Raw genomic sequence first — 13,081 nt, 5'->3', positions numbered from 1 at the left:
ATCATTTCTCCCCAGCAGCGCCGTAAGCACGGGTGGCAGGCTTTGACTTGGTAATGAGTACATCACTATATTCAATTTTTGGGCCAAGCCCTTCTGGCTGATGAAAGGCTAGTGAATGTTTGAGAAACCTTTCATCATTACGCTCTGGATAATCCAAACGCTGATGCGAACCACGAGACTCGGTACGCGCACTGGCGCTATAAATCATACTCTCAGCAACATCCAATAAATAGCCAAGCTCAATCGTGGTTAGCCAATCGGTATTAAACGTAGTGCTGTGGTCAGTGACTCGCACATTTTTGTAACGTTCTTTTAGGGCTTTTATTTCAGCAATAGCAATCTCAGAGTTTTCCGCACTGCGGTAGATGCCAACGTTGGCTTCCATCATCTCGCCCAAGGCACGGCGAATATCCGCAGGCTTTTCTGTACCATTGGTGCGATTCAGCAGCTCGCCAAATGGACGATAAGCTTGCTTAGCTAGTTGCTCAAATTGTGCTTGTGATAGATCCGAAGTATGTTGCTTGGCAAATACTAGGGCATCTTCGCCTGCTACCTTACCGAATACACAAAGCTCAGTCAGTGAGTTTGATCCCAAACGGTTCGCACCATGCAAGCCTACTGACGAGCATTCGCCAACCGCAAATAACCCTGCAATACGTGTTTGACAACGGCTGTCTGTCTCAATACCACCCATCGTATAATGCACCGTCGCCCGAACGGGGATAGGGTCGTAAACAGGATCAACACCGACAAATTTTTGTGCAAGCGAACGAATAAAGGGTAGGCGCTCATTGATATAAGACTCGCCAAGATGACGCAGGTCAAGATATACCGCCGGACCACGTGGGGTATCCACTGTTCTGCCTGCTTTCCACTCATGATAAAACGCTTGCGATAAGCGGTCACGTGGCCCTAATTCCATATATTTATTTTTAGGTTTGCCGACAGGCGTTTCAGGCCCTAAGCCGTAGTCTTGCAGATAGCGATAGCCCTCTTTGTTGACTAAAATACCGCCTTCACCACGGCAACCTTCAGTCATTAAAATACCTGAACCAGGCAGGCCAGTGGGATGATACTGAACAAACTCCATATCACGTAGAGGTACACCGTGACGATAGGCAAGCGCCATACCATCACCTGTTACGATACCACCATTGGTATTGAAGGTATAAACTCGCCCAGCCCCACCAGTAGCAATAATGACGCTTTTGGCTTGCACGGCTACCGTTTTGCCATTTTGTACATCGTAAGTCAGCACACCTTCAAGCGAGCCCATATTTTTATTTGTGACGCGATCTGTATTTGTGGTGCTACCTATACTTTTATCCACAATCAAATCCAGAGCAAAGTACTCATCTAAACGTTTAATATTTGGATACTGCATAGACGTTTGAAATAGGGTATGTAATATATGGAAGCCAGTTTTATCAGAGGCAAACCAAGTGCGTGGAATTTTCATGCCCCCAAAGCGGCGAACGTTAGCACGTCCATTAGGCAAGCGTGACCAAGGACACCCCCAGTGCTCCAACTGGATCATCTCTTCAGTGGCGTGCTCAACGAAATATTGCACCACATCTTGCTCACATAACCAATCACCGCCAGATACTGTATCGTTGAAGTGATTGTCTAATGAGTCATCTTCTCGTACAACCCCAGCAGCGCCACCTTCGGCCGCTACTGTATGGCTACGCATCGGGTAGACTTTTGATATCAAGGTCACTTCAGTTTCAGGTGAGCCACGGGCAATCTCTATAGCAGCTCGTAAACCTGCGCCACCAGCACCAATAATGGCCACATCTGTTTTTACAATTTGCATAGTGTCCTCACTGAAGTTTGTATAGAACCATTGTAACAATTCCTTTATGGCATTATGGCTATATTTTGATATATATTTACAACAATACAATAGAGTTATTAGTTTTTAGGTTCAAAAGAGCGAAGCAGTAGAGAAAGCCCAATAGCAATAATAGCCGCAAATCCTGATAGCAAGTAACTGGTGGTAAAGTTTCCTGTTAACTCTGCAATAGTGCCTGCAACGACAGGGCCTAGAGACTGCCCACCGGCAAAAGTAAATGTCAACGCCGCCAATGCACTGGCAGCAGCGGCTGTTCCAAAGTAGTCTCCCGCACAGGCCGCCATAATAACTGGTACGCTCCACACGACCAGTCCAAAGATGATAATTGATAGGTAAAGTCCAGCACTCCAGTCATTAAAACCAACCAACATATAAGCGATAGCAAGAAAGAAAAAGGACAAGGCCAAACCGAGACGCCTACCAATATGATCAGAAATCCAGCCAAAGATCAGCCCAGAAAACATGCTTAAAAATCCTATTCCTGCCCAAAGTTGCCCAGACAAGGCTTCACTAAGCTGATAGTTATCAACCATACTGGTCACAATAAATGTGACATAAGTCATATAAGTTGCCCCATAAATAGCAAATATGATGCCTAAATACCCTAGCAACCTGATATCTTTGCGTTGAATCTTTTGCTGATCTATTGGCGGATGCTTAGGCGCCTCCCCAAAAGGTACTAGGCCGATATCGCTTGGCTTATTATGCATGATGCAAAATATCAAAATAGCTACTAACGCACTGATTAATGAGAAAAATAACCAACCGGTTTGCCACGACAGTAAACCAAAAATTGGCCATAGTTTTGGCACCATAAAGCCAGATAAGATAATACCAAGCCCAGCGCCAGACATCACAAGCCCTAATGCAAGACCACGGTGTGAAGGGTAGAACCAGTATGACATGCCACTCATCATCGGCAAGACAACGCCGCCACTACCTATACCTGTCATGATATAGAGCACGCATAGAAGGGGATAGCTTGTGGTCAATGCCATACCAAACATGGATAGAGAGATAACCAGCAAACTGGCGGTGGTGGTTAGCCTTATACCCAGTTTGGGTATAATCAGCGGACTAATCATGACCGAAAATAAATATCCGGCTAGGTTAGCAAAACCTAACAAACCGCTTTGACTATAATTGAGACCTAATGATGATGACATTGATGGCAATAGCATACCAAAAGCGAAGCGCCCTAGACCAAGTCCGCACAACATGGCGATGGCTGCCGTTATGGCAACAACCCAAGCATAGTGTAGTCTATTAGGCTTAACTGGTAGTGTGGGGTGGGATTTATCTGTACTAACTCTTTTATTTTGCATTGGCGTACACCAATACAAAAAAGGACTTTATAATAATAGTAGTGTTATTAATAACGACCACATCCTTATAAAATAGTGGCGCTTCCATGGGCCAAGTGCTCAAATCCATTAAATACTATCCCTATAGACTACCCGTATGGTCATTGTAACTTTTAAAAACATCTAAAATTTTCAAACTTGCTAAATTTAAGAATTGCAATGTTCGCAATGATTTTCTGTTACAACACTTTTAGACTTAATATTTTAAATTCTGAGATGATAGATGTATGCCTTTATCTCGTTATATCATAAAAGGGTTACTGTTAGACTAAATTTGAATGTCAGTTAAGATAAACTTATAAAATTTTTATTGTTATTAAGGTTTTAAACGGTAGTATCATTATCAGTGAATGACAATATAAGTAAAACAGCTTAAGAAGGCAATAAGAATGACCAAGAGTAAAAGTATAAAAACTCATGAATATCCAGTAGTTAATCAGTCAACTTCTATTGATGTAGTAAGCTATTTAGAAAAAAATCTTTTTCACATTTATGAGAGCTGGGTGCAAACGCGTATTACTCAGTTTGTACTTAATAACCGTAAGGATAACGACTTTCTAGATGCAACGTTACATACACTGCCTAGCACTTTTATCTTGTCGGTATCTGATGGTTATAAAAGAGCTAAAACGGTAACCTTCATTATTGATGACTTAGTAACTGTTAGACAGTTAAATAATCAGGGACAAGGTATCTGTGAGGCCAATCTTGAGTATAGCAATGGTTTTATAAAGTTTGAACAAATATTGCCAATAGTAGCTAAAAAACTACACACGCTATCCTCTAAATTTGAGTCGCCTATCATTTGGTTAAGACTTGAGTGGTTAAACCAAATAACACCAATGAGATGGGGCGGGTTTAAGGACAGCTTGAAGCGGTTTAAGCGTAATTATTATCGATCAGGTATTGCTTTTCAAGGTATACGTGAGCCTTGGTTACTTGCGACTGAAATGGAACTCAATGCCAATGCGTGTTTGTATCAGGGTCATAAAGTTGCTCATGCAGGCGTTAATGAGAATAACCTAAAGGTATATTTAAGAGCTCGCCATGGCAGTAGTCAAATTCCAGAATTTCAAGATGACTTACCTGTCGTTAGTTTTAATACAGCAGGGGTCTTTATCAATCTAGTAACGGATGAGTTTCATATTCTGGAGCTGCAACCACGTAACAAGGGTAGGCGTCGTATGTTGCCTTTATCGACTGATAACACGGCGCCAATTATTGAGCAGGCCAGCATTTTTTTAGCCAAGCAAGTTAATCCATCGGGTCAATATACTTACGGCTATTTTCCATGTTTTAATCGCAGCATCAATACATACAACAGCCTACGCCATGCCAGTAGCACCTACGCCTTGATTGAGGGCTATGAAGCCTGTAAGGCTTTTGGTCGTCTTGAAGTGAGTTCAAACTCAAGCAGTGATTCGAAATCGTCCTTAGGGTTGCCTTTAGCATTTGCTTTAGAAGAAATACAGGCACAAATCGATAAGGCGATGTATTACTTAACTCATGAACTGATTCAATTGTATGACGATAAAGCGTACGTTATCGATACAGGGGGAGAAATCAAACTAGGTGCAAATGCGGTCGCTATCTTGGCATTGGTCAAGTATTTACAGGTCTTTGAAGATACGTCTTTTACCGTTCAATACCATACATTGGCTGAGAAATTAGCACTAGGTATTCTTGCGATGCAACAAGAGGATGGTAGCTTTGTACATGTCTTACATAGCAAAGATTTAACCCTCAAACAAAAAAACCGCATCATATACTATGATGGAGAAGCTGCCTTTGCTTTAATGCGATTATATGGACTTACGAGGGATGATCGTTGGCTCAACTGCGTTATCCGAGCGTTTGACTATTTTATTGAGGCCAAGCATTATCGGGCACATGACCATTGGTTATCTTATTGTTCAAATGAACTGGTTATTTATAAACCTGAAAAGAAGTACTTTAAGTTTGCCGTCGATAATATTAAGGGCTACACCGATTTTATCAAAAATCGTATTACTACCTTTCCCACTTTATTAGAGTTATCGATGGCATTTCATAACATGCTTTTGAAATTAGATGAGTATCCAGAGTTTCACGATATATTAGATGGCTTTGATATCCAAGGGTTTTATCAGGCGCTGAATATTCGAGCAAACTACTTAATGAATGGATTCTTCTTTCCTGAAGTGGCCATGTTTTATAAAGCCCCAAATAGTATTTTGCATGGTTTCTTTATTCGTCATCATTCTTTTAGAGTACGAATTGATGATGTGGAACACTATTTATCTGGTCTAATTGCTTACAATACCTTCATAAAAACGGCAACTTATCCGAAGCTAGCTTCATGTCGAGATGTTACATGTCGAGATGTTAATAGGCAATTAGTCTCATCCAAACCAGTATTAACGGGTCATTCATTACAAAAGGCGACTAAAGGTAGATGGCTAGAACCCCCACAGTCAGAGTGGCAAGCTACAGGGCTTTGCATTTGGTCACCTAGTTTTAAACAGGGACAGCTACTGGTGGCGCGTGGCAAAAACATGAAAACAGGTTATTTGCCTAAAGTTGCCGTTGTATCATTAGTTAAAAAAGGGGCATCCGCAATCATTACAGACGATGAAACTGAATACAAAGATGTTGGTGTGCCTGTACTAAAGGTTGGTAACGTACGGGAGGCAACTATTGATATCGGTCGGTATGCTAGGCAAGTTCTAAAGGGTCAAGTAATAGGTGTCACTGGGAGTGCTGGTAAAACAACGACAGTGAGTATGTTAGCGCATACATTAGATAAGTTCGGTGGTGCTGATTATACGAAATCCAGCGCTAATCTGCCAGCAGGCATTGCATGGAATTTAGCTTCTATGTCTCAGGAGGTTAACTATTGGGTAATGGAGATGGCAATTGGCTCAATGGCTGTAAACACTGATTTAGTTCGCCCTGATGTGGCTTTAATTACTAATATTGCTCCCGCCCATCTTGAGTACCACTATAACTTAGAAAATATTGCGCTAAAAAAAGCGCGCATTTTTGAAGGTATGTTGCCAGGCTCACTTGCTGTGGTTTGCCGAGATATTGACCAATATGATTTGATTGAACGTTGTGCTCATATTCAAGGGCTTAAAGTCATCAGTTATGGCGTACATAAAGACTCGACAATTAAACTGCTTAGCTATACACAAAATAAATCACTATCTCTCAACGATAAGAAAAAAAATACCGAGTCAAAAGGTCAGGCCATAATCGCGATTGATAATCAAAAATATACATTAAGTTTGATGGCTCGGGGTCAGCATATGGTGGTAAATGCTATGGCTGTTCTAGCAGTTACCAGCCACTTTAATCTATCTATTAAGGAAGCAATTGCTATACTTGAAACATTTGAAGCGGTGTCTGGAAGGGGCAAGGTTGTATCATTGTCGTATCAAAATAAACCTATCACGCTTTATGATGAGGCTTACAATGCTAACCCGTTATCTATGAAGGCCGCACTACAAACGTTTGAACAACTTAATGTGCCTGACCGTCAAAAACTTTTGATTTTGGGGGATATGTTGGAGCTGGGCAATAATAGTGAGAAATATCATATAGATTTAGCACCTATCATTCAAGGTATGAGCTACCGAACGGTTATTTTTGTGGGTAAGTTGAGCCAAGAGCTATCCACAAAACTTAAAGAGAGTGGAGTACCCGTTCACTATTTTCAAGACAGTAAACAACTTGCCACGCAGTTAGATGCTCTAATACAAGAAAATGATCATATTTTGATTAAAGCGTCTCATGGTATTGGTTTAAATAAGTTGTTCTTGGACTAGTATATAGTAGTTACTACTCTGATCATTACTGCTTTATTAGCGATGAATTATATGCAGAGAATATAAAAATTTGTTTTAAATAATCTAAGCAAATTATGTAAATATGAAAATCGCTAAAAATACTGAAAATTTTTAAAATGCGAATATGCCTCCCTATCTCTTGACTTAAAAGGAAATAACCATGTTGAAGAAATTACCAGACAAACGCACAGTTTTTGTTCTTTCTGCTTTTATTACAGCTTTACAACCTATGAATTCAAGCGCAGCAGCTAGTTGGAATATATCTGATAATAACGGTAGTTTTACTTCTATGACAGCACTGATAAACTCTGCAGGTATTTGTTATAAGCTTAACCGTCCCAGAGCATTTTTTAAATACCCCAGTCAACCTAATCAAAATGTTTTTAAGTTCTCACTAGAAACTGATAAAGATGTCGAACAAGAGTTAACACGCATAACCTCAGCTGAGCAAGTCGTTGATATTCAAAAACAACTAGTAATAGCAGATAGGCTATATAAAAGCGTATTAAAATTAGAACCGCCGTTATCAGCCCCACGCTATCAGAACGCTAAATTTATAACGGTAACCATAGCGCCTGCCAATAGAGCTTATGGTATCGCTTATGATGAAGTAACAACTAATAATAATTTGAGTACGCCTGATTGCTTTATTAGTATGAAAGTAAGCAATCAGGTTTTTGCGCATAAAAACAATACCCCTGCACATGAGTTATTCCACCTTTATCAAAACAGTTATATGATGTTCAAACAAGGCTGGCTGACTGAAGGTTTAGCGCGTTGGTCGGAGTCCTTGTTAGCTGAAGGTGTAGGAGCTGGTGTAGATACTCCTTTACCAAAAAATCGTGCAGAGCTCTTACAAGTCATGGACAAGAGTTATGGTGCGAGTACGATGTGGGTCAGGTTATTTAAGCTATTAGATGATGACGAAGAAATGATGCTTACTAATGATATGAAACAACAAAAATATCTAAATGGTAAGACAGTTGTGAGCGATGATAAAGCTTTAGGAACTGAGTTTATTGCTATATTGTTTGAAGAGCTCCATGCTGAAAGTATCAGCGTTTCGAAGCAAAAAGGTTGGAACATTTATGGCTGGCGGGAAGCAGACCAACGTGATAAAGCGTTAAATAAAGATATTTGGACAGCGCTAAAACGTGCGGTTAATAAAAAACGCCTGGTTAGTCAACAGTCAGATGAGCTACGTCAGTTTTTGGCGATTGAATTATGATAGTAGAATATGAAGTTTTAGTATTTTTTAAAGAGTTTTTTACTGACTAACACTAATCGTTCCTCATAAGTTAACTTAGTATACTTTAGTTACACGATACACAAGGAAACCATGTTTCAAGGTTAGTGGTAGAGTTATTGAACATTTATACAATTAGCCCAATCAGCTAATGCATTACCTGATTGGGTATTCACTGATTAGGCATGGCTTACTATTTCTAATCTATCCTTCATACTACACAACTATTCCTTGCTTATCTTCTATCCATATCGTTAAATACAGCATGAATCGCTTCAACGGTTTGTTTAATCTCATCTTCTGTTAACGTTGGATGTATCAAAAACATTAAACTGGTGTTGCCAAGCTGTTTCGCAACCGGTAACCTTGGGTCTGGGCGTAATCCGGTATTATCAAAAGCTTTCTCTAAATATACCTCAGATGCTGAACCAGAATAACAGGGCACATCATGTTCGTTTATCTGCGTAATAATACGATCACGTGTCCATCCTGCTGGCAAATTATCAGGGTTTACATAAACATATAGCTTATAGTAAGCATGCGTGCATTCTGTAAAGCCTTCGGTTTCTTCCATAACAGGAACATTCAAATAGCCTTTGGCTTCCCATGGTTTACAGGCTTGCAATATAGCGTGCGCATTAACCGTGCGCTTTTTGGTCCATTCAGGCATATATCTAAGCTGAATACGACCAATAGCAGATTGCATTTCAGTTAGGCGCCAGTTTGTACCAAAGCTTTCATGTAACCAGCGGTATCCGGGTGGATGCTCTTTTTCATAAACGGCAGCATAGCTTTTACCATGGTCTTTAAACGCCCACATCTTACGCCACAGTGTCTCATCATTGGTAGTAACCATTCCCCCTTCACCGCCAGTGGTCATGATCTTATCTTGGCAGAAACTCCATGCCCCAATATGACCGATACTTCCCACACTACGACCTTTATAACGAGCGCCATGGGCTTGTGCACAATCCTCTATGACGAATAGGTTATGCCTATCAGCCAATGCCATAATACCATCCATATCACAAGGCCAACCTGCTAGATGGACACAAACAATGGCCCGAGTTTTATCAGTGATAACAGCAGCAATTGTTTCAGGGGCTATATTACCGCTGTCAGGGTCAATATCAGCAAATATAGGCTTTGCCCCAGCATTAACGACACTAGAAACGCTAGCAATAAAGGTACGCGGCGTAACGATAACCTCATCGTCTGGTTGCAAGTCCAAAGCCTCTAAAGCAACATCCAGGGCTAGAGTACCATTACCCACTGCAATGGCATATTTGCTATCAGCAAACTTAGCAAACTCTCGTTCGAATTCGCGACCTTCATTGCCTGTCCAATAGTTAACTTTATTAGAGAGTAGAACCTGACTGACGGCATCTGCTTCTTCTTGAGTAAAGCTTGGCCAAGGCGAGAATTTAGTATTTAACATTATTAAAACCTTCTTTTAATTAGACCAGTAGAAAATACTTTAGATATTTTAAAGCACAATTATCAAAAATTATTATAATCTGGGTCTAATGAATTATTTTTAATGTTGCTGAATAATTATAAATAAACAATTGAATTAGATGAAATTATTTTTAAAAAACTCTCTTATAAAACTAAGTTAATAACAAAGTCTTTCTCTGTAAGGGGTTCATTTACTATCGCAAATTGTATTTGATTATAAGCACTTCCCGAACCATCCGCATCAAAGTATAACGCATCTCCTTTTTGGATAATACGTGTATTGGCGTCTATTAAATTCGGATCTGATGTGAACCAATTATCGTTTAGCTTACCAAAAATAGCCTTACTCAAACCAATTTTGTCCCCTTCTTCTCGGCTGAAGTCAGTAATGGTATCCAAGTTGTTTTTACTAAGCTCAGCTCGGAAAAGAAAAGTATCAGCACCTTGTTCTCCGGTCAAAGTATCATTGCCTTTGTTTCCATCTAATACGTCATTGCCATTACCACTTTTTATAATATTGGTACCTACATTACCTATAATAACGTTATCTTCATCATTACCAATAGCCTTTATAGCTTTATCTTTACCCATTAGATAAAGATTCAACATATTTTTATCTAAAGAATGATTTTCAATAGTAAATATATCATTATCTGACACGTAATAATCTTTATCAGATAGAATAGCCGCATTAAAGTTATCAATAGTATTGTTCGAGCTTTTTAGATTTGATTCAATTGAATCATACAAAGTCGAGTAATATGCTTCTTTAGAAAGCACAGTGTTATTTTTAATAATATTTATGGTATTAACTCCAGAATGATCATCAATTAAACCATTAACAACTAGATTGTCGCTAATAAATATTCTTTTACCTTGTTTATTAATTCTAATACCAACTGGTTTGCTGTCTTCAGCATAGAGAAAGTTATTAGTAATTTGACTGTCACTTACACCGTATAATATAAGGCTACCTTTTGCATTACCTTTAGAAATATTTCCTTCAATACGAATATTACTAATTTCCACATTGGTTCGTAGAGCACCTTCAGTAAGATATATACCAGTTCCAGCGTTATCAATAAACGTAGATCCAATAATGTCTACATTGGTTACAGTTTGGTTATCGTTTGGCTCAATATCAATACCAGCTGCAGGTGCCGTGCCTCTATTATTTTTAAAAGTTGAATTTAATATTTTAATATCATTACCTTCTGTAATACTGATTCCTTGACGACGATTATGATCTGCAACAACATTATATAAGACAATATTCTCACTAGATCCTTTAGTCACTCCTCCCCAGCCTATATAATAACCATCGCCCCAAAAATCTTTAGCAGTAACATTTTCAACTACCACATTTTTTGAGGATAGTATTCGTACCCCCATTCCCCACTCCCCAGTGGTGCCAAGATGAGTATCACGGTCACCAACAAGAGTACCACCACTAATATGAGCATTTTCTACAAGATAGAATGAAAATAAACTATATCTATCAGAACCATTGGGTATTACTTCAAGGATCGTATTATCATTCATTTTAACAGTTACATTGCTACGCATATTTAGCATAGAGTCAGCATTAACCATATAATGACCATCTGGAATCACAACCGTACCACCTCCAAGCTCTGCTACATAGTCAATTGCTTTCTGAATTGCTTTGGTATCGTCTGTTTTACCATCTCCTTTTGCACCATATTCTGAGGCTTTCACATCAATAATGAGATCAGTTGGGGGTTCAGGAATATAACTTATTACATCATCGTTGTTTACTTTAGGATCTTCATTGGTAGGAGGTTTAACAGTATCGACAGGAACAGGTTTGCTAGGTTCGGGGATGACAACAGCATTATCGTCACTATCCGTTGCTATTTTTTCCTCATCTTTAACAACAGGAACAACAGGCGCTAGTTCATCGTCATAGATATCTGTAATTTTATCAGGCGTAGTATCGTTGGTAGTGTCATTGTCCGTAATGACTTTAGGGGTGTCGTCGTTGTTTACTTTAGGATCTTCATTGGTAGGAGGTTTAACAGTATCGACAGGAACAGGTTTACTAGGTTCGGGGATGACAACAGCATCATCATTATCGTCACTATCCGTTGCTATTTTTTCCTCATCTTTAACAACAGGAACAACAGGCGCCAGTTCATCGTCATAGATATCTGTAATTTTATCAGGCGTAGTATCGTTGGTAGTGTCATTGTCCGTAATGACTTTAGGGGTGTCGTCGTTGTTTACTCTAGGATCTTCATTGGTAGGAGGTTTAACAGTATCAACAGGAACAGGTTTGCTAGGTTCGGGGATGACAACAGCATCATCATTATCGTCACCACTAACAGTTGTTAAGCTATATGTACCAATGGCGGCGGCCGCCCCAGAAAATACCCAGGGTGTATAGCTAGTAGTTTCTAGGGACTCTATGGACTCAGTACTTGGTGCTTCTGATATTAACCCAGTCTCATCTACTAGAAAATTATAAAATTGACCGTTAGCATCAACACCAGTTAATGATACTGAGTCTTCAGAGTTTTCAGTTTGGTTAAAGTAATCTTGTAAACGGAAAACAACTTCATCATCTTTATATATTAGCAGATCATCATCTTCACGTACAGAATTCCTTTTTTTAGAAAAAAGGTCTAAGTCCTCAGGGATAAAAAATTTAGAGTTTTTCTGTACCGGTATAGTTTGTATTTTACCAACCTGTATAACCAAAGGGGTTTTTTGATTAGGGGGAATGATGTCTAAGATAGGCGGGATCATATAATTTCCTTGTCTGATAATGCTCGCATTATTTTAACCATTTAATATGTTTGTTATAAATGTTTATTAAAGTATAAAGTATACTTAATACTTAATAATGACAGTTAAATATAAAACAGGTTTGTTTTCAGTTTTATTCATGGCTTGATTAACTATAAGATAAATTATTATTTTAGACTTAGTCTATTTAACTCACTGTTGATATTCTAAATAATTTAGAGTGATGACATGCCTATATAATTTAAAAACTTAGACCTATTGTATTTTCAATTTCTATCTCTATTACTACTCTAGATGACGTATTTGGTATTTTTGTTAATATTCAGTATCAATGAGTACTATAATAAAAGTAGACACTCACTGATAGAACTATAGCAGGAGAATTCGTCATGAAAAAATCAACATTTAGTCATACCTAAATGGTTTGTACTCTAGATGAGCGCCTCACTATTGTAGAGATCTCGCTAGAGTACACATTTAGCCAATTTATATTTTGTAATGAGAAGCATTCTACAAAACTTTAGGAGACTGTATTAGCGGTGCAAGACTTTGCGACTGTGAA

The 13,081-nt window shown here is 38.9% G+C and carries 6 protein-coding genes; 2 read left to right on the top strand and 4 right to left on the bottom strand.

Going from position 1 to position 13,081, the window contains the following annotated elements:
- Window position 1 precedes the first annotated feature (1 nt).
- Together frdA and AC2SLL_RS04430 are read right to left on the bottom strand one after the other, a co-directional pair.
- Window positions 2–1,816 (bottom strand): fumarate reductase (quinol) flavoprotein subunit, encoded by a 1,815-nt coding sequence (gene frdA, locus AC2SLL_RS04435; protein WP_486530481.1) that lies wholly within the window; start codon window positions 1,814–1,816, stop codon window positions 2–4.
- Between the two features lie 98 nt (window positions 1,817–1,914).
- A complete protein-coding gene (locus tag AC2SLL_RS04430) occupies window positions 1,915–3,180 on the bottom strand; it encodes an MFS transporter (protein WP_486530480.1) in 1,266 nt (421 codons plus the stop codon).
- 428 nt (window positions 3,181–3,608) lie between these two features.
- On the opposite strand from AC2SLL_RS04430, the gene AC2SLL_RS04425 reads away from it, so the two are divergent.
- Both AC2SLL_RS04425 and AC2SLL_RS04420 read left to right on the top strand, forming a co-directional pair.
- On the top strand, window positions 3,609–7,025 hold the full coding sequence (locus tag AC2SLL_RS04425) for a UDP-N-acetylmuramoyl-tripeptide--D-alanyl-D-alanine ligase (RefSeq protein WP_486530479.1): 3,417 nt from the start codon (window positions 3,609–3,611) through the stop codon (window positions 7,023–7,025).
- 181 nt (window positions 7,026–7,206) lie between these two features.
- The gene (locus tag AC2SLL_RS04420) at window positions 7,207–8,274 is read left to right on the top strand and encodes a hypothetical protein (protein WP_486530478.1); all 1,068 of its coding nucleotides are present in this window, start codon (window positions 7,207–7,209) and stop codon (window positions 8,272–8,274) included.
- A 253-nt stretch (window positions 8,275–8,527) separates the two neighbouring features.
- Here AC2SLL_RS04420 and AC2SLL_RS04415 read toward each other — a convergent pair whose 3' ends face one another.
- Together AC2SLL_RS04415 and AC2SLL_RS04410 are read right to left on the bottom strand one after the other, a co-directional pair.
- The gene (locus tag AC2SLL_RS04415; protein ID WP_486530477.1) at window positions 8,528–9,730 is read right to left on the bottom strand and encodes a DegT/DnrJ/EryC1/StrS family aminotransferase; all 1,203 of its coding nucleotides are present in this window, start codon (window positions 9,728–9,730) and stop codon (window positions 8,528–8,530) included.
- A 164-nt stretch (window positions 9,731–9,894) separates the two neighbouring features.
- Window positions 9,895–12,519: a right-handed parallel beta-helix repeat-containing protein gene (locus AC2SLL_RS04410; RefSeq protein ID WP_486530476.1), complete on the bottom strand. Its 2,625-nt coding sequence runs from the start codon at window positions 12,517–12,519 to the stop codon at window positions 9,895–9,897.
- Between the last annotated feature and the right edge of the window lie 562 nt (window positions 12,520–13,081).

It is taken from the genome of Psychrobacter sp. CX97 (assembly GCF_057396285.1).
The sequence above is the reverse complement of the archived record's forward strand: the minus strand, read 5'-3'. Positions and strand labels throughout refer to the sequence as shown.

Bases quoted from the DNA above. Each gene is read 5' to 3' on its own strand.
- frdA (WP_486530481.1), bottom strand. From the start codon at position 1,816: ATGCAAATTGTAAAAACAGATGTGGCCATTATTGGTGCTGGTGGCGCA.
- AC2SLL_RS04430 (WP_486530480.1), bottom strand. From the start codon at position 3,180: ATGCAAAATAAAAGAGTTAGTACAGATAAATCCCACCCCACACTACCA.
- AC2SLL_RS04425 (WP_486530479.1), top strand. From the start codon at position 3,609: ATGACCAAGAGTAAAAGTATAAAAACTCATGAATATCCAGTAGTTAAT.
- AC2SLL_RS04420 (WP_486530478.1), top strand. From the start codon at position 7,207: ATGTTGAAGAAATTACCAGACAAACGCACAGTTTTTGTTCTTTCTGCT.
- AC2SLL_RS04415 (WP_486530477.1), bottom strand. From the start codon at position 9,730: ATGTTAAATACTAAATTCTCGCCTTGGCCAAGCTTTACTCAAGAAGAA.
- AC2SLL_RS04410 (WP_486530476.1), bottom strand. From the start codon at position 12,519: ATGATCCCGCCTATCTTAGACATCATTCCCCCTAATCAAAAAACCCCT.